Source organism: Paenibacillus sp. JT22N15, from assembly GCF_059383755.1.
Window position 1 is genome coordinate 514,516 of the sequence record NZ_JBXENV010000003.1, and the last position, 17,539, is coordinate 532,054.

A 17,539-nucleotide genomic window follows, 5' to 3' on the forward strand; every position below is an offset into this window, starting at 1 on the left:
ATTCCCTACTTTCTAACAAATTTATATTTGAACAAAAACCTGTCCGTGAGATCAAGGGACAATCCAGCTGCAACCGCCAGCATGGCAACCGAGATGCCGCCAACCAACAGCAAATCCATTCGATTAAGGCCTAAGCCTGTGAAAATAATTCCTCCAAGTCCGCCCGCACCGATTTTGGCAGCCAATGTCGCACTTGCAATGATTTCGATCGTTGCCGTCTTCATTCCGGCAAGAATGATGGGTGCGGCTAGAGGGAATTTGACTTTCCATAATACTTGCCGATCTGACATACCTGCTCCATAAGCTGCTTCCAATAAAAATGGAGGAACTTTCTCTAGTCCTGCAGCAGTGTTCATAAGAATGGGAGGAGTCGCTAATAAAACTAATGCGACCATTGCGGGCCCCGTCCCTGTCCCCATAATCGGGATTAATAGCAGGAGAACGGCCAAACTCGGAATAATTCGCAAAGCTTGAAACAGGGCTACCATCCATCTTTCGTATTGCTTATGCTTCACACAAAGGTGTCCGCAAGTTATCCCAATTAATGCAGACAGCAGTAGTGCCCAAAAACTAAGCTCCAAATGCGATTTTACAGAGAACCAATAGTCCTTAGAGTGATTGAAAAAATAATCAGATAGTTGCATCCATAAATTGACGCCCAATGTGACTCCCCCTCTATCCTCGAAAAGTCATCGTATAATAGCTGCGACGTTTTACGGGGATGCTAAGCGCCCATATTTAACATAAAAGTGCTCATAAACCTATTCACTCAAGCATTTAGTTTTATATAAAACTAAATCATCAAAAAAAATTAGAACTCGATCTTTCGAAGAAGTTCTATGATTTGATTTTTTTCCTCAATAGCGAACTTGCTATATATTTTGTCTATTAGGGATTCAGATATTTCTTCAAAAACTTTTCTAAGATCGTATCCTTTCTCTGTAAGAGTAAGCCGATATATACGAGTATCCTTGAGATCCTTCTCTTTGCGGATGTATCCTTTCTTCACCATCTTATCAACCAAAACGGTTACCGTTGACTTGTCTCGGTCAATTAGCTTGGATAGCTCATGCATAGTAAGGCTTTCTTGCTGATACAGTCTAAACAAGATATCACCATGTGATGGCGCAATATCCTTAATATTTCTTTCTCTTAGCTCACTTTCTATAAACCGATTACCCTGACGATGGATGCGGCCAACTAAAGATAAAATGTATGTTTCATTCATGAGCTTCATTTTAGTTTTATATAAAACTTTTGTCAAGCACCGTGCTGTTGCTTAAATCAGTCAAGCTGCAGTCAAACAGCTGTCCTACCGAGTTGTTAGAATAACGCCAGAGCTTCTGTATTCAAAACAACTATCCGTTCCGGCTTATGCTGTGTGGATCGGGTAACCGAGTGCTACTTCCGCTGCTTCAAGCACGATCTCGCCAAGTGTAGGATGCGCATGGATCGTTAGCGCGATATCTTCAAGAGTTGCACCCATTTCGATAGCAAGAGCAAGCTCAGCAATCATATTAGAAGCTTCAAGACCGACGATGTGCGCACCCAATACAAGACCGGAATCCGCATCTGATACGATTTTGACGAAGCCTTCATTAGCATTAAGCGACATTGCCCGTGCGTTAATAGCGAATGGAAATTTGCCGACCTTAACGTTAAGACCTTTGTCCATGGCTTCCTTCTCACTCAAGCCTACGCTCGCGCATTCAGGATCGGAGAAGCAGACTGCTGGCACACATTTGTAGTCAATAACGCTTGGTTGACCGGAAATTGCTTCAGCTACGACACGTCCTTCGTACATGGCTTTGTGCGCAAGCGCAGGTCCAGCAATGATATCGCCAATCGCATAAATATGAGGAATGTTTGTACGGCATTGCTCATCAACTTCAACAAGGCCACGATCGGTCATTTTAACGTTTATAAGGTCAAGACCAAGCTTGTTATCGGTATTTGGACGACGTCCAACCGTTACGAGCAAGTAGTCAGCCGTTACTTTCTCTTCTTTGTCGTCAACTGTATAGGTTACAGTTACGTCTTTATCAGTTTGTTCAGCACCTTTTGCTTGTGCGCCTGTAATGATATCAACGTTCGTGCTTTTCAGTTTCTTAGCGACGATGGATGACATATCCTTGTCAAAACCCGGTAAAATAGCGTCGGAGCCTTCGATTACCGTTATTTTTGTACCGAATTTCGAATACATCTGTCCAAGCTCGATACCTATATAACCGCCGCCTATAACGACGAGGCTCTTCGGTATTTCAGGCAAGGACAAAGCGCCTTTCGACGACACGATACGGCCGCCGAAAGGGAAAGCCTTCAGCTCGATTGGGCGGGAACCTGTAGCAATGATGCAGTTACTGAAACGGTAACGCAGCGATTCCTGATCATTAAATACGCGCGCTTCATTTTCGCTAATGAACGTTACTTCGCCTTGTAAATATTGGACTTTGTTTGCTTTAAATAGAGAAGCAACGCCGCCTGTCAATTTCTTAACGACACTGTTCTTAAATTCTTGTACCTTGCTAAAATCAACCTTGGATTCGCCTACTTCGATTCCAAAAGCAGAAGCGTAGCTGTGCGATTCATATTGATGTGACGCGGAAATAAGCGCCTTCGACGGGATACAGCCTACGTTCAAGCAAACGCCACCTACGTATTCTTTATCTACAACAAGTACATTTTGTCCAAGCTGGGCAGCACGAATAGCTGCTACATAACCGCCGGGGCCTGCGCCAATGACTAGAGTGTCAATATCTTGGTAAACATCATCTACGACCATTTCTCATACTCCATAATGAATAATTCCATTTAATAATCAAGTTAGCTACTATAAATAAAAACTAGAACGTTCATTCTATATTTTCCGCAAAAATCCCTCTTACATGAAGTTGAATTTGCTATACTCATCACCTCATATTAAGCGTATAATTGGATGTTGAACGCTCATTCATCAATTATTCGTATCCGTTAGTTGAATAGCTGTGGACCAGGGGGAGACTCAAGAATTCAGAAACAAACGTTCTAATAAAATGAAAAAAATACATTACCCTCGTAATCAGAGGTGAATTCACCGTTCTGCTACCCCATAGAATAAAAAGAGTCTCATCGATTTATCCAATAATTGCTCGAAATTCCATCTCCCTGTATTATAAATACATCATATATAGAACGATTGGTAAAGAATTTTTCAATTTTTTTAACTTAAGTCAGATCAGTGACTTTTAAAATCATATTTTTACCCTTTCAACCTAAAATGCTCAGCGAAGTATGAATAATACCCGATAATTTCCCTTTATCAGTTGCTGTTTTTACCATCGTACGTAATCCTAACCAAACATTCATGAAGAAATGAGAAAGGGCTTCCGGGTCAAGATGAGCTTCAATTTCACCTGTTTGTTGACTAATAAAAATGAGATTATATAACAACTTCTCTGTTTTTGAATAGCTATCTTCAACAAGGGAAGAAACTTCTGGATCTAACAAGCCCAGTTCCACACCCGAATTAACGATGAAACACCCTTGGGGTTCTCCTTCTTTCTCTATAGAGGACTCCAAAAATTGTCGAATTAATTCCTTAACCGGTTCTTGCTTTTCAACCAATAATCTCAATTTTTTGTTTTGAATAGCTTCGTATCGTTGGAGTGCCTTTATAAATAAAGCATGCTTATCTCCAAAAGTTTCATAAATGCTTCTTCTGTGAATTCCCATAAAATCGACTAATTCTTGCATCGAAGTTTTCTCGTACCCTTGCATCCAAAAGAGTTGTATAGCTTTATCTAATACTACATTGACTTCAAATTCTTTATGTCTTGCCATTTTCATCACCTCATGCATTCATTATACATTTAAGTGAATGATCAGCAAAATCAAGGGTAAAACTTGAATAAAATCAAGTTAGATTTATCAATTTTATGTTGTTGTTTCTCCCTCTTGTATAGTCATAAGAATCTTTCCTTGAGCTGTCCCTTTTGCGATTTTGGCAATAGCTTCGTTCACTTGCGAAAACGCAAATATCGAATCAATGGTTGGTTTTATGCCCGCTTCATCAATCCACTGGGCGATGTTTTTTAGTTGATTGCCATTTGGCTGAACATATAAGAAATCATAAGTTTTTCGTTGAATATGTGCCGCCATATCAAACGGCATTCCGATTGCACCAAAAAGGACTCTCTGCATCGTTGAAAATCCGCCATGTTGAATTGCAAAACGTGTATTTGGCACAGCATTCAATGATAATAATTTTCCGCCAGGTTTTAAAATACGTAATTCTTTCCTGAACTCACTTACACCACGGGTATCAATCACGTAGTCGAAATCTTCCAGCACCTCAACATAATTTTGCTTCTGATAGTCGATGAATTGGTCAGCACCAATGGATAGCGCTAAATGCCGAGATGATTCACTACCACTGACAGCTACAAAAAGCTTTTTTGATCTCGCAAATGGAATGGCGATCTGTCCGAATCCGCCTGTTCCACCAGAAATGAACAGTTTTGCCCCCGGTTTTACGTTCAGTACATTAAGTGCCTGAACAACGGTCAGAGCCGCTAGTGGAACGGCAGCACCCTCTTCAAAAGTAAGATGTTTGGGCATTTTCGCGACAATACTTGCATCAGCCACAACATATTGTGCAAACGCACCCATTGTACCTAATGGCATCAGCGCATATACTCTATCGCCCTTTTTAAATGCTGTCACCGCTTCGCCAACCGATTCAATTTCACCTGAAAGTTCATTTCCGAGTGTCAAAGGAAAATCATATTTATCAAAAACGCGCACCTTTCCAGTGATCGCTAATATAAGATGCGGGTCAACGCCTGCCACCTTTGTTTTGATTAACACTTGATGTTTGTTTATTTTTGGAATGGGCACATCGTTGATGTGTGCTTCTAGCTTTTTTGTGTAGCCGTATATTTGGACTGCTTTCATCATCTTTTCCTTAAAAATGAATAATCACCTTCCCTTTTGGACGCCCATTTGCGACTAGTTCCAGCGCTTCATTAACGTTGCCTATTGTAAATAGTGTTGGATGAATCGGTGGAACAATATTGTTTTTTTCAATGATTTCGGTAATCTCTTTTAGCTGTGCGCCGTCAGAACGAACGAAGATAAAACGGTATTCCACATCGTGTTTTTTGGCTTTATTGTCATACTTTGCACCAGCAAGAGAAAATAGCTTTTGTTTCCACCATGGCAAGTTATTGTCTTGTGCGAAACGTTTATTGGGTCCTGTACGGAGAGAGAGCAATCTTCCGCCCGGTTTAATGATTTTTAATTCATTGTCAAATTGTTCGGGTCCCAAGGTATCAATCACGTAATCGACATTCGACAACAAGTCTACATAGTTTTCTTTTGTGTAATCCAAATATTGGTCTGCACCAATTTCCAAAGTGCGTTCGCGCGTGTGCGCGTTACCGCTGACAATGACATTTAAACCCATTGCCTTTGCGATTGGGACAGCCATTTGACCAAAGCTGCCCGATCCACCAGGAATGAAAACAGATTGACCAGATTGTGCCTCAAGTTCTTCATGTAGACCTTGATACGCTGTAAGTCCAGTCAGTGCAGCAGCAGCTGCTTCCACGTAAGATAAGTTCTTTGGCATAGGGGAAATTGCGGCAGCATCAATTGCGGCATATTCCGCAAAAGCACCAATTTTTTTGAGTGGGAGACGTGTATAGATATCGTCCCCTACGTAAAAGTTAGTTACATTTTTACCCACTCTTTCTATAACACCTGCCAATTCATTACCAAGCGTTAACGGGAAATCATAATCTTGAATCAGTTTCACGCTACCTGTGATAACCAACATTTCAAGCGGATTGACCGCTGCAGCTTTGACCTTTACCAAAACCTCGTTGTCAGAAATTTTTGGAATTGGAATGTCATTGACTTGGGCATGGATTTTTTTTGAATACTTGGTGATCTGCGCTGCCTTCATGAGTGTGTTCATATTAATCAGCATCCTTCCGTTTAGTTACCTTCATTGGGTTTCTTCACCTTATTATTTTCACTTTCTAAATACCTTAATCGAAATATCGTTTCATGAACGCTATCGCTAGCTTCAGGTGCAGATGGATCAAAACACAAAAACCAGTGCTTGACAAAAGATATGAATTTATACGAAAATCCACCTATTTCCATTGTTGTAAGACCTACCCACGACTCCAGAATCATCTGGACTTGACCGCTGTAGCTGGTGTTCCCACAAGTTTTACATCGGCCTATAACGTCCGAATGCAGTAAAAGCCTAGCAGTACAACGCAATCCATGCATCAAGCACTGATTTTTAGGTTGATCCAAGAAACTATACAAATATAATATTCATTGACCTAAAGCATTTTTCTCACAACATGGATGACTCTCGGATACATTTATGGCGTACAATTTTTTAGTTGTACGCCATGTTTAAACTACTGTCCATATTGTCGTTTACGTTTAAATCTATTTTGTTATTGCCTCTTTTTCGTTATAAAAATAGAGAGTCACTTCCAGCTTCAAACTGTTTGTGAAACCTTGATATTTAGCATATAAGCTATACTATATTTACCCCTTCTGAGATTCTAATTCTTTCGTCGTAGGATAATCCGTATACCCCTTGCTTCCACCACCATAAAATGTTGCAGGATCTGCTTCATTTAATGGAGTACCTGCTTTAAGCCGTTCCACAAAATCCGGATTAGCTAATGACCATACCCCAACAGGTGCCAGATCAGCAAGATCACTATCGATATCAACGCTGATATTTTCTAGTGTCCGTCCAGCACGATTCACTAACAACGGATTTGTCCATAAGGAACGAATGTTTTGAAGCAATTCATCATTTCCGAGGTGCATAATATGAAGGTAGGCTAAATTCAATTTTGCTAATTCTTTCGTCAGGTAACGATAAAGATCTGGTCCCTGTTCACCATCTTGAATCCCGCCAAGAGGGGTCCCTGGCGAAATACGGAAGCCTGTTTTCTCGGCCCCAATCTCGTCAACGATCGCTTTTGCTACTTCAATGGCGAAACGAGCACGATTTTCGATAGAGCCGCCATATTCATCCGTCCGCATATTCGAATTTTCTCCGATAAATTGGTTAATCAGATAACCATTTGCTCCATGAATTTCAACACCGTCAGCACCTGCTGCAATAGCTGCAGCCGCAGCTTTACGATAATCTGCAATGGTCGTTTGAATCTCTTCCTTACTCAACTCGCGTGGTACAGGGATATCCTGCATGCCTGTAGCCGTAAACGTTTCTACTCCTGGTGCAATTGCAGATGGTGCAACGGGCTGCCGATGATGTGGTGTATTGTCAGGATGCGACACACGACCAGCATGCATTAATTGGATATAAATATACCCTCCTGCTTCATGCACGGCATCGGTAACCTTTTTCCAGCCTGCAATATGCTTTTCCGTATAGATCCCAGGTGTCATTAAGTAACCTTGACCATCATCTGAAGGTTGTGCACCTTCCGTAATAAGAAGTCCCAGGGATGCACGTTGAGCATAATAAAGTGCAGCCAACTCTCCAGGTGTACCATCTTCTTGCGCTCGACTACGTGTCATTGGTGCCATCGCTAGTCGATGGGGCAATTCCATGTTACCGATTTTCGTTTTGCTCCATAATTTCTCCACTTTTATTCCTCCTATTCAAATGAGTTGCACGGATGTACAACTGGATTTAAAATTCTGAAATGACCGGATAGATTTGCCCTCTCAAATTGAAATCATAGTTCTGATCTACAATTCCTACCACTTCGTTGCTCTCATAAAGATCCACCATGAAGCCCGCCATTTGCTTGGCAGTATGATACTTAGGCATGTTGGCTTTGTAGTCAAAATCTTCAGCATCTATTGATTTTTTCACAAATTCTGTTTCCGTGATGGCTGGTGCTAAAACCTTCGCCTTTAACTTTGCACCTTTCAGTTCCAGTTCTTTGGCAAGCCCTTCAGTGAAGGAACTAACATAATATTTCGATGCAGAATAAGCAACACTGCCTACAGCAATAACATAGCCAAGTGCTGAGGATACATTAATTAATTGAGTACCTTCTACATCAGCGTAATCTCTCACATATAGCGTTGTAAGGATGGTCAAGGATTCGATGTTAACACGCAGCATAGACTCCACTTTTTCAAGATTCTGTTCAGCAACAAAGGAGCCTTCACCAAGCCCTGCATTATTAATCCATGTCTCGATTTGATATTCCTTTAAATCGTTATACAGAGTATAGGCCTGATCAGTGACCGACAGGTCGCTTGTAACAATAACAACGTCTAAATCAGAACTTATTTCCTTAACTTTTGATTTAAGTTCTTCTAATTTGTCAAGTCTTCTAGCTACAATAATCAAGTTTTTTCCCTTAGCCGCAAACGCCAATGCTGTCTCATAACCTATTCCTGAACTTGCTCCTGTAATAACTGTGTACTTCATACGATTCTCTCCCTTTTATGAATCATTATTTTTAATATTGAAGAATGATCATTCTAATTTGGTAATAAAAGAACGGTTAGATCTAACTTGGACTAAGCATATCATTTTTAGAACGATCAGTAAAGTATTTTTTATTAAGCGGCACGCATCTCCTGCTTGTTAAACCTGCTGTCAGCAGACGATTTAGCATTGCTTTGCATGTTTATAAAAAATCAGATCAGTGTCCCGTTCTGTTTTGTGTGGATCTAACCATACGAGTCACCCATTTGCGTGGCAGCAACCGCGGAATGAATGCCATTAATCGGTTTCGCGCCCCTGGTATGATGATGGTATCGCCGCGTATGAAGCCTCGATAACCTTCCTCGGCTACTTGACCAGCCTCCATAATAGCGCCGCTCTGGAACATTTTCGACTCCCCCATACCCGAACGAGCTACGAAGCCGGTAGATGTAAGTCCCGGACATAGCGCCGTTACAGTCACGCCCGTGCCACTTAGTTCGTTTTCAAGAGCCTCGGTGAACGATAGCACATATGCCTTCGTGGCGTAATAAATCGACATCATAGGTCCGGGGAAAAACGACACCAATGAAGCCACGTTCATCACGCCCCCTTGGCCCCGATTGACCATATCTGGCAAGAACAGCTTTGTCATAATCGTCAGAGCCTTTATATTGATATCAATCATATTCATTTCTTGTTCCAAGTTCGTCTCCAAAAACGTCCCGTACAAACCGAAGCCGGCATTATTGACAAGATAGTCAACGACGATCCCCTTCTCCTTGAGTTCCGCGAAAATTCCCTCCGGTACGCCGGGTAACGTGACATCTTTAGCGATGACCGTCGCATAGGTGTCATATTTTTTTTTGTATTCTTTACTAAGTTCCACAAGCTTACTTTCACTACGCGCCACCAGCACCAAATCATATCCACCCTTGGCGAAACGATCCGCCAACTCTTTACCAATTCCACCTGATACTCCCGTGATAAGTACAGTTTTCCCCATCTTATAAGTTCACCTCTTTTTTAGTATTAACCATTCTTCAGCATTTAATAAGATTATTAATTTGAATGTTGCTTCTCCATATAAAAGACCTTTTATGGAGAGATTGCACGTACGGGAACGATCGTTCTAGTAGTGGCAACAAACATTCATTTCATCATTCCTCTAAAAGCTGCATTGATATGCTGGCTATACGTTGAAGTTTCTCTCTGGGAATCGAGGTTCTTGCCATACTTCTTAATCCAACTCCAACATTATGCAGATATTCTGACAATGCCCCTGCATCATATTCAGAGCTGAATTCACCGTCTCGCTGCCCCCAAAAAATGATTTCCTTGAGCATTTGCTCTGCTGTTGTAAACGCCTCAGTAGACTTTTTATTAACATCGGCATCACGCGCTGCCAACTCAACCGCCGAATTCACCATTAAGCAGCCGGAAGGCCCTTTCTCTTCCCCATAGATCAAGATGTCAACAGCAAATTGGAGTGCTTCCGTTGCGGTCTTGGAGCTTTTAACTCCTCTTGCAAGAGAGGAGTTTATTTTACTTTCATAACGCTCCATCGCCTTTAGAAAGAGCGTATGCTTGTCGCCAAATGTGTCATACAAGCTTCTGCGGTGGATTCCCATATGCTCAACCAAATCGGACATGGATGTTTTCTCGTAGCCCTGTTTCCAAAAAAGCTGCATCGCCTTATCCAATACCTCGATCTCATCAAACTCCTTGTTTCTTGACATGTCAATTCCCTCCTGTTAATAATTTAACATATCGAGAACGATCAGTAAAGAATGAACACATTACATACAGTTTAATCCTCATCAGTAGTACATCATCAGATATGAAGCTGTAGATCAAGTGAACCCATTTAGCAGCTTGATTTTATGTTTTAAAAATTGCTATCTTATTTTTTTTCCCCATTGATTCTACGCTTGTCTGCTCCTAACCAATCAGGAACCCAGCCTTTTTCCATCGCATCCAGAGTCACTCCTGGTGGAACAATCGCATCTATCGCATCAAGTACATCATTGCTCAATCGAACGTCACTGCCCTTTAAAGTTTCCCGGAGCTGTTCGATCGTTCTAGCCCCTATGATGGAAGCAGTTATGGAAGGATGAGATTGTGTAAAGGCCATGGCAAGATGCGGTAAAGTTAACCCTGCTTCTTCTGCAAGTATTTGAAGCTTTGCTATGGCTTCAAATTTCGTCCGATTTTCTTCCCGATTAGGGTCGACAACAGATTTTAGGCTTCCCGCAAAGGTGGCCGCTCTTGAATCGGAGGAGGACGCTTCCCCAAATTTATATTTTCCAGTTAATAGACCACCTGAAAGCGGGCTCCAAACCAAAACACCTATTCCATATTTTGCTGTGGCAGCAAGCAAATCGAATTCAATACTTCGGTTTAAAATAGAGTACGGCGATTGCTCAGAAACAAATCGTGCTACATTTTTACGATCGCTAGTCCACTGAGCTTCTGTTACTTGCCATGCTTGAAAGTTGGACGTGCCAACGTAGCGTATCTTCCCTTCTCTGACCAGATCCGTAAGCGCATCAAGAGTTTCATCAATATCAGTGTTAACATCAGGCACGTGTAGTTGATATAAATCGATATAATCGGTTTGAAGTCTTCGCAAACTATCTTCTACAGCTCGTTTGATCCAATATTTTGAACTTCCTGATTGATTGGGCCCACTGCCCATGGGAAAACCACCTTTAGTGGCCAGAAGGATATCCTCCCTGCGGCCTTTTAGGAGTTCACCTAATATTTCTTCTGCTTGACCACTTGAGTAGACATCTGCTGTATCGATCAGATTGACTCCTGCAGCCAGAGCTTCATCCAGAATAGGTTCACATTCTTTCTTTGTGTTGTTTCCCCAAAAACCAAATGTGCCTGTACCTAATACAAAACTGCTTACTTTAAGACCTGTACTGCCTAATACGCGATATTCCATATTCACTCATTCCCTTCTATACGTGCAATAATTTATAAAACGTGCATGATACCCTTAGGAAAAGTTTCTTCCACCGCGCCTCTTTGTTCATACAAGTTGTACCAGGCTTCCGCTACTTGATCTGGATCAAAGCCTGTACCTTTCTTAATCAAAGGACTAATGGATAAATGACCAACAAATACTCCGAGAGGAAGCAAGCGTTCGTGTAAATTAAGGATATAGTTTCGCAAGCCTGACATGGCGATACCTGAACTGCCGAACATGGGGCTTGGACTCATAGCGGAGAGATCGCTTGTAAATAAAAGTGTCCCCTCTCCTCGTTCAATCATATCTGGAATGATTTGTCTTGCCGTATTAATGGCTCCGATGACCACGTTGTTAAAAATGTGAAGAACGCTCTCATCAGTGGTATCAAGAACAGGTGTCACAGGAACATTTCCGCTATGCGGACTAAACTCCACAACATCAATGGTACCGAATGTATTCTTGATTTGTTGAAAAGCCCTGGTAAGCTGCATTTTGTTTGTAACATCAGCAGCAAAACCTTGCGCTTCAATCCCCATTCTATTTAGCTCCGCAGCATAATGATCCAACTTCTCCTGCGTTCTGGAAACCATAGCTATACGGAATCCGCGTCTTCCAAAAGTCTTAGCCAATGAGAAACCAAGACCAGGTCCAGCACCAATTATCGCAATTGTTTTCAACTACTAACCTCCTCCTTGTTTATATTCCTTTAAAAATTCAAGAACGATAATTCTAAAAAAGGTTCAAATAGCTATTCCAAACAGGGATGCAACTGCGTGCTCTTTCTACTATTCACTTCTTGCCGTTGTATTTCCCTTGCTTGCATCATCAGTATAACATATCTAGAACGATCGGTAAAGAATTGATTTTTACAATGTTTTTTCATCAGAAATGCTAACAATTAACGTTTGTCTCTAAGGAGTACTTGAACAAATCTTGTCAAATAACCGATTGAGATACTTTATGACCAAATTATCAACCGTTCAAATTTAGAGACTGGCAGTAGATGCCGTTAAAAGTGAAGCTAATCAACCATCAGTTACTAAAGCTAAAGGCTGCCGATTTTGCTGGCAGCCCTGGTTGAGCATATGAAAATTTAACCTTTAGTATATTTTCCTTGTCACGCTAAGAAATTATGAATTCCACACATTACGAAAGTGGATTTCATGCCTTACATCAAGTATTTTCCCGTAATCGACTGCTCCGCATTGATGATCTGCGGAGGTGTGCCCTCGAACACCACCTGGCCGCCCTTGCTGCCTCCGTCCGGTCCCATATCGATGATCCAATCCGCTTGGCTGATCACATCGAGGTTGTGTTCAATGACGATTACCGTATTGCCGGCATCCACGAGGCGGTTCATAATCTCCAGAAGAAGACCGATATCTGACATATGCAGACCTGTCGTCGGCTCGTCCAGTACGTAGATGCTGCCCTGCTTATGCAGCTCGCTTGCCAGCTTGATGCGCTGGCATTCCCCGCCCGAGAGCGTGCTGAGCGGTTGGCCAAGTGTTATATAGTTCAGCCCCACATCGCTCATCGCCTGCAGCTTGCGTACAACGACTTTTAGCTCGAAAAAATCCAATGCCTGCTCCACAGTCATTTCCAGCACTTCTGCAATGGACTTGCCGTTCAGCTTGTACGCGAGCACCTCTTCCTTGAACCGTCTGCCTCCACATACTTCGCACGGCAGCTTTACGCTGTCGAGAAATGCAAGGTCTGTATATACAACACCGAGCCCTTGGCAGTTCTCGCAGGCCCCCTTGGAGTTGAAGCTGAACAAACCTGGGCTTACCTTGTTCGCGGAAGCAAACGCCTTGCGCACATCATCCATAATACCCGTGTAGGTCGCGGGATTCGAGCGCGTTGACACGCCTACCGCCGATTGATCGATGACGATCGCATCCAGATGCTGGCTGAGGAACACTTCATTAATCAGCGTGCTTTTGCCCGAACCGGCGACACCTGTAACTACCGTCAGTACGCCGGTTGGAATATCTACACTCACGTTTCGCAAGTTGTGCAGTATGGCATTCTTGATAGACAGCTTGCCAGATGGCTGCCTGCAATCATGCTTCAGCTGGAGCGGCCGCTTCATATGGGTGCCTGTCAATGTACCTGCCTCCAGCAGACCTTGGAAGCTTCCTTCATATACGATGTTACCGCCGCGGCTGCCGGCGTGTGGCCCAACGTCGACAATATGATCTGCGAGCTTAATTACATCGGGATCATGCTCGACGACGATGACGCTATTGCCCTTGTCGCGGAGCTTTTGCAATAGCTCATTTAACTGGTGCACATCGCGGGGGTGCAAGCCAACACTCGGCTCATCAAAAATGTAAGTGACGTCCACCAGACTGCCGCTCAGATGCTTAACCATCTTTACGCGCTGCGACTCGCCACCGGACAAAGTATCCGTCTCACGGTCCAATGTCAAGTAGTCAAGTCCGATATCCACCAGATGCTGCAGCCGCTCTGTCAGCGACTTAATGACCGGCGCGGCAACAGGTTCGTCAATCTCCCGTATGACGCGGATGAGCTGTCCGACCTCCATCGAGGACAGTTCTGCAATATTGAGTCCATTGATCCTGCAATTGAGTGCAGCCTGACTAAGCCTCGCACCGCGGCAGCTGGAGCAGGGGCCCTCGGAGATGTACGGCGCAACAGTCTGTTGTGTACGCTCGGACTTCGTCTTCACATCCTGCTTAATGTACTTGTTGGTGAACTTCTCAATGATGCCTTCCAGTGTAATGTTCATTGCCTTGCCGGCGAACTGCATTTCTACTTTTCCCGCCTTGGCGTACAGCAGCTGCTCCAGTTCCTCATCCGAATAATCGCTCAGCTTCTTGTCGGCATCGAAGAACCCCGTCTGCATGATCAAGTTCCAATCCCAGCCGTTCACCGAATAGCCCGGCAGCAAAATTGCCCCTTCATTCAACGACTTTGACATATCCACCGCCTTGCTCATGTCGACGCCCAGCCTGCGACCGAGCCCATTGCACTCCGGACACATGCCTTGCGGATCGTTAAATGAGAACATATTGGCTTGTCCAATATAAGGCTGACCCACTCGGGAGAAAAGTAGACGAAGAATGGGAGATATATCGGTAATCGTGCCCATTGTGGAATGGGAACCGCCGCCAAGCCGCTTCTGATCCACAATTACAGCCATGCTCAGATTCTCGATTCCGTCCGTATCCGGCTGTGGAACACGGGGCAGAAAATTGCGCACGAACATGCTGAAGTTCTCATTCAGCAACCGGGTGGATTCTGCGGCGATTGTATCGAAGACGATCGATGATTTGCCAGATCCGGATACCCCGGTGAAAATCGTGATCTTCCGCTTGGGAATGCGCAAGGAAACGTTCTTGAGATTGTTTTCTCTCGCTCCCGAGATTACGATATACTCCTGATTAGATTCGCTCATGCTTTACATCCTTCCGATCGTGTTAATGGGGTGGGTCCATAATTTAATGTAAAACTCATTCTTCTTCCTCATCAAATAGTTCGTTCAAGCGCAACATATTCGTACTCCAAAACTTGCTGTAGAAACCTACCCAATCTTGAATTTCTCTGAGTGGAGAGGCGTTTAGCCTAAATCGTGTTTCTCTGCCGACTTTTCGATCAAGCACTAGCCCAGCCTCTTTAAGGATTGTCAAATGCTTGGATACGGCTGTTCGCCCCATTTGAAACTTTGCCGTTAACTCATGAAGCGGTACCTCGTCTGTTTCTGCTAACAGCTGAATCAGTCGGCGTCTAGTTGGATCTGCAATCGCGTCAAACACATCCCGCATCGGGTTGTTCTCGCTCACAACACCCTCTCCTAAAAATTATTACCAAGGGACAACCGATAATTTCACAACCTTCTTAAATGATACGGCTCTTCGGATGTAGCGCCCACGAGGCGAGAATTGTTAATTCGACACCATTTAGTGTCACTTGGATAATAGGTCACCATTTGGTGTCGTGTCAACAACATTTTTTAACTCCATTTATGTTGAATGTCAGGATAATCCAGTCCCTCGAATAATGCTAAATAGTCAAGGGCAGACTTCTTTTAACTTGCTCTGCAAGATTATTAAACGGAGGCCTTCTGCATGCTAATCGGCAGTCATGTATCTATGGGTGGCAAAACGATGCTGCTAAGAGCAAGTGAAGAGGCTGCATCCTATGGTGCTAATACATTTTTGATATATACAGGAGCTCCTCAAAATAGTAAAAGAAAGCCCATAGCAGCCTACAACATTTCAGCGGGCCATGCACATATGAAGGAACAAGGCATTAGCCATATCGTTGTTGATGCCCCTTTCCTGGTCAATTTGGCTAATACGATTAACAGTAAAGTATTTGAACACAGCGTATCATTTATGTGTGACGAATTAGAACGGACAGAAGCTCTAGGCTCAGATCAGATTGTTATGCATCCGGTGAGCCATGTCGGGGCAGGAGTGGATTTGGGACTACAGATCAATCGCAAATAACTCATTACTGGACCAGCCCTGACTGCGCAAATAACTCTCAATGTAAGTGAAATTGCTATCCGAACCTCCCAATCCGTGCACGAATACGACAGGCGTGCGTGCTGTGAATATAGTTAATATGACGTGAAAGGAATGAAATAGATGCAAAATTTATTCTCAGATTAGGGAAATATTTATATCATTGAAATAAAAAAAGCCACCCTTCAGGTGACTTCCTCTGTCCATCCTATTAACCGCTATTCTTATCTCTTCATCTGCTAGGCTTCCACTTGCAGCCATTCGGACGCCGGGCCTGCTGTATGTTTCGGAGTGGCCGACTTGGTGCCGCCGTTCACAGGCTTCATGATTCTGGCAAGCATTTTCTGCTTAGGCTTGTTCCATGTCTGCCAATCGTCTAACAGCAGTCCGCCGGTATCTCCACTGTTCGGATTGAGGCTCCAGTAGGTCCAATACAGATCATTCTGCCCGATGTAGTCGACAAGAGCATTTTGCCACTTCCCCTCCTTCGATGTTGAATCGACATTGCGGCCGCCGAACTCCCCGAGCAGTATAGGTGCGATTTTTTCCTTATGAATATAGCCCCAATTAGCATCCCATACGCCAGACAGATTCGCGGGAAATGTCCGATCTGCGAACCACGGCTGCGACGAAACGCCTGGGCCATAATCGTGCGGTGAGTAAACGAGCTGGTTAGGCACTTTCAGCCGGACTGGATATTTGCGAACCCCCAACAGATTTCCGCCCCACCAATAGGAGCCGCTCTGACCTTTTACATTCGCGTCTACCCCTTCCACAATGATCAGCCAGTCCGGATTGACAGCGAGAATCGCATTGCCCGCCCGCTCCGCAGCCAACCGCCAATCGCTGTCTGAATCGCCGCAGCCCCAGCATACGGAACCGTGCGGCTCATTATGCAAATCGGCGCCGATTACCGTGTCGTTGGCCAGGTAACGCTTTGCCAGCATCGTCCAATCTTTTATCCATGTTTTTTCCGGTACCGCTTGTGTATACCATCGCTCCGCTTGCTCCGAGGCCTGTGGGCGGTGACGGTCAAGAATGATTTTCATACCGCGCTTTTCCGCCTTCTGAACAAGCTTATCCAGCAGCTGGAGCGGCGTCAGACCCTTTAGGTCGGGATTTTTCACATAGTCGATCCCGCTTGGTTTTTTACCAGGAAGCAGCATTTCGTTCGTATAAGGAATACGCAGCAAATTGTAGCCTTCTTTTGCAAGCTGGTCCAGCATGCTGTCCAATGATCGCGTCCACAAGCCATGGGGTGAAAAATTGCCCGTCTCGAATCCAAACCAGTTCACCCCGTTGAAACTAGCCGGTTTGCCCTTGGCATCGACGATTTGATTGCCTGACGTGTGGTAATAACTCAAGGACGTTGCGGGCTTGCCAGCAGCAGTAGCCCCGGTGCTCGAGATAAGCACAGCCACCAGCAACAGGCACGTTCCTATCCATTTCATCCAATCCTCCCTTTCTATTATCCAGAATTAACCTTAACGCGCAGCGTGCAGCCTCGCAGGCCTATCGCACCTGACATGACCCACTCTTGGAATATATCGGATAAATAGTGTAGTTGCTGCAGCTTAATTGCATTAAACCCTCTTTTTCTTAGCGGTTCTCGGAAATCCCCCTCAATATCACTCTTCTCTA

General features: G+C 43.9%; 16 protein-coding genes and 1 pseudogene. 1 reads left to right on the forward strand and 16 read right to left on the reverse strand.

The window, feature by feature from the left end; genetic code table 11:
- Positions 1-5: 5 nt before the first annotated feature.
- The 14 genes from AC50X8_RS08350 to AC50X8_RS08415 form a co-directional block, all read right to left on the reverse strand.
- A complete protein-coding gene (locus AC50X8_RS08350; protein ID WP_494860445.1) occupies positions 6-662 on the reverse strand; it encodes an ABC transporter permease in 657 nt (218 codons plus the stop codon).
- Positions 663-811: 149 nt separating this feature from the next.
- Positions 812-1,264, reverse strand: coding sequence for a MarR family winged helix-turn-helix transcriptional regulator (locus AC50X8_RS08355; protein ID WP_235533262.1), 453 nt, complete (start codon positions 1,262-1,264; stop codon positions 812-814).
- Between the two features lie 108 nt (positions 1,265-1,372).
- Positions 1,373-2,782, reverse strand: coding sequence for a dihydrolipoyl dehydrogenase (gene lpdA / locus AC50X8_RS08360; RefSeq protein ID WP_494879289.1), 1,410 nt, complete (start codon positions 2,780-2,782; stop codon positions 1,373-1,375).
- A 464-nt stretch (positions 2,783-3,246) separates the two neighbouring features.
- Complete coding sequence (locus AC50X8_RS08365; protein WP_494879290.1) at positions 3,247-3,819, reverse strand: TetR/AcrR family transcriptional regulator; 573 nt, start codon at positions 3,817-3,819, stop codon at positions 3,247-3,249.
- Positions 3,820-3,912: 93 nt separating this feature from the next.
- The gene (locus AC50X8_RS08370) at positions 3,913-4,935 is read right to left on the reverse strand and encodes an NADP-dependent oxidoreductase (protein WP_494860449.1); all 1,023 of its coding nucleotides are present in this window, start codon (positions 4,933-4,935) and stop codon (positions 3,913-3,915) included.
- A gap of 7 nt (positions 4,936-4,942) precedes the next feature.
- On the reverse strand, positions 4,943-5,956 hold the full coding sequence (locus AC50X8_RS08375; protein WP_494879291.1) for an NADP-dependent oxidoreductase: 1,014 nt from the start codon (positions 5,954-5,956) through the stop codon (positions 4,943-4,945).
- Between the two features lie 593 nt (positions 5,957-6,549).
- Positions 6,550-7,629, reverse strand: coding sequence for an alkene reductase (locus AC50X8_RS08380; RefSeq protein WP_494879292.1), 1,080 nt, complete (start codon positions 7,627-7,629; stop codon positions 6,550-6,552).
- Between the two features lie 46 nt (positions 7,630-7,675).
- On the reverse strand, positions 7,676-8,428 hold the full coding sequence (locus AC50X8_RS08385; protein WP_056040277.1) for an SDR family NAD(P)-dependent oxidoreductase: 753 nt from the start codon (positions 8,426-8,428) through the stop codon (positions 7,676-7,678).
- Between the two features lie 217 nt (positions 8,429-8,645).
- Positions 8,646-9,431, reverse strand: a complete 786-nt coding sequence (locus AC50X8_RS08390) for an SDR family NAD(P)-dependent oxidoreductase (protein WP_056040275.1) — start codon at positions 9,429-9,431, stop codon at positions 8,646-8,648.
- A gap of 154 nt (positions 9,432-9,585) precedes the next feature.
- A complete protein-coding gene (locus AC50X8_RS08395; RefSeq protein WP_494879293.1) occupies positions 9,586-10,164 on the reverse strand; it encodes a TetR/AcrR family transcriptional regulator in 579 nt (192 codons plus the stop codon).
- 164 nt (positions 10,165-10,328) lie between these two features.
- Positions 10,329-11,375: an aldo/keto reductase gene (locus AC50X8_RS08400; protein WP_494879294.1), complete on the reverse strand. Its 1,047-nt coding sequence runs from the start codon at positions 11,373-11,375 to the stop codon at positions 10,329-10,331.
- A gap of 32 nt (positions 11,376-11,407) precedes the next feature.
- A complete protein-coding gene (locus AC50X8_RS08405) occupies positions 11,408-12,079 on the reverse strand; it encodes an SDR family NAD(P)-dependent oxidoreductase (protein ID WP_494860456.1) in 672 nt (223 codons plus the stop codon).
- A 491-nt stretch (positions 12,080-12,570) separates the two neighbouring features.
- Positions 12,571-14,826 carry an ATP-binding cassette domain-containing protein gene (locus AC50X8_RS08410; protein WP_056040269.1) on the reverse strand — a complete coding sequence of 752 codons (2,256 nt, stop codon included), beginning with the start codon at positions 14,824-14,826 and terminating at the stop codon, positions 12,571-12,573.
- A 55-nt stretch (positions 14,827-14,881) separates the two neighbouring features.
- Positions 14,882-15,211, reverse strand: coding sequence for an ArsR/SmtB family transcription factor (locus AC50X8_RS08415; RefSeq protein ID WP_056040267.1), 330 nt, complete (start codon positions 15,209-15,211; stop codon positions 14,882-14,884).
- Positions 15,212-15,496: 285 nt separating this feature from the next.
- Here AC50X8_RS08415 and AC50X8_RS08420 point away from each other — a divergent pair.
- Positions 15,497-15,865 (forward strand): annotated as a pseudogene (locus AC50X8_RS08420) (TIM barrel protein); the annotation flags it as partial.
- On the opposite strand, the gene AC50X8_RS08425 reads toward AC50X8_RS08420, so the two are convergent.
- Complete coding sequence (locus AC50X8_RS08425; RefSeq protein ID WP_327204939.1) at positions 15,860-15,961, reverse strand: lipase family protein; 102 nt, start codon at positions 15,959-15,961, stop codon at positions 15,860-15,862. The pseudogene AC50X8_RS08420 and the gene AC50X8_RS08425 sit on opposite strands and share 6 nt — an antisense overlap.
- Positions 15,962-16,137: 176 nt before the next feature.
- Positions 16,138-17,349, reverse strand: a complete 1,212-nt coding sequence (locus AC50X8_RS08430; RefSeq protein ID WP_494879295.1) for a glycoside hydrolase family 5 protein — start codon at positions 17,347-17,349, stop codon at positions 16,138-16,140.
- Positions 17,350-17,539: the final 190 nt, after the last annotated feature.

Excerpts from the sequence above, each read along its gene's own strand:
- lpdA (WP_494879289.1), bottom strand. The coding sequence starts at position 2,782 with ATGGTCGTAGATGATGTTTACCAAGATATTGACACTCTAGTCATTGGC.
- AC50X8_RS08365 (WP_494879290.1), bottom strand. The coding sequence starts at position 3,819 with ATGGCAAGACATAAAGAATTTGAAGTCAATGTAGTATTAGATAAAGCT.
- AC50X8_RS08370 (WP_494860449.1), bottom strand. The coding sequence starts at position 4,935 with ATGATGAAAGCAGTCCAAATATACGGCTACACAAAAAAGCTAGAAGCA.
- AC50X8_RS08375 (WP_494879291.1), bottom strand. The coding sequence starts at position 5,956 with ATGAACACACTCATGAAGGCAGCGCAGATCACCAAGTATTCAAAAAAA.
- AC50X8_RS08385 (WP_056040277.1), bottom strand. The coding sequence starts at position 8,428 with ATGAAGTACACAGTTATTACAGGAGCAAGTTCAGGAATAGGTTATGAG.
- AC50X8_RS08390 (WP_056040275.1), bottom strand. The coding sequence starts at position 9,431 with ATGGGGAAAACTGTACTTATCACGGGAGTATCAGGTGGAATTGGTAAA.
- AC50X8_RS08395 (WP_494879293.1), bottom strand. The coding sequence starts at position 10,164 with ATGTCAAGAAACAAGGAGTTTGATGAGATCGAGGTATTGGATAAGGCG.
- AC50X8_RS08400 (WP_494879294.1), bottom strand. The coding sequence starts at position 11,375 with ATGGAATATCGCGTATTAGGCAGTACAGGTCTTAAAGTAAGCAGTTTT.
- AC50X8_RS08410 (WP_056040269.1), bottom strand. The coding sequence starts at position 14,826 with ATGAGCGAATCTAATCAGGAGTATATCGTAATCTCGGGAGCGAGAGAA.
- AC50X8_RS08430 (WP_494879295.1), bottom strand. The coding sequence starts at position 17,349 with ATGAAATGGATAGGAACGTGCCTGTTGCTGGTGGCTGTGCTTATCTCG.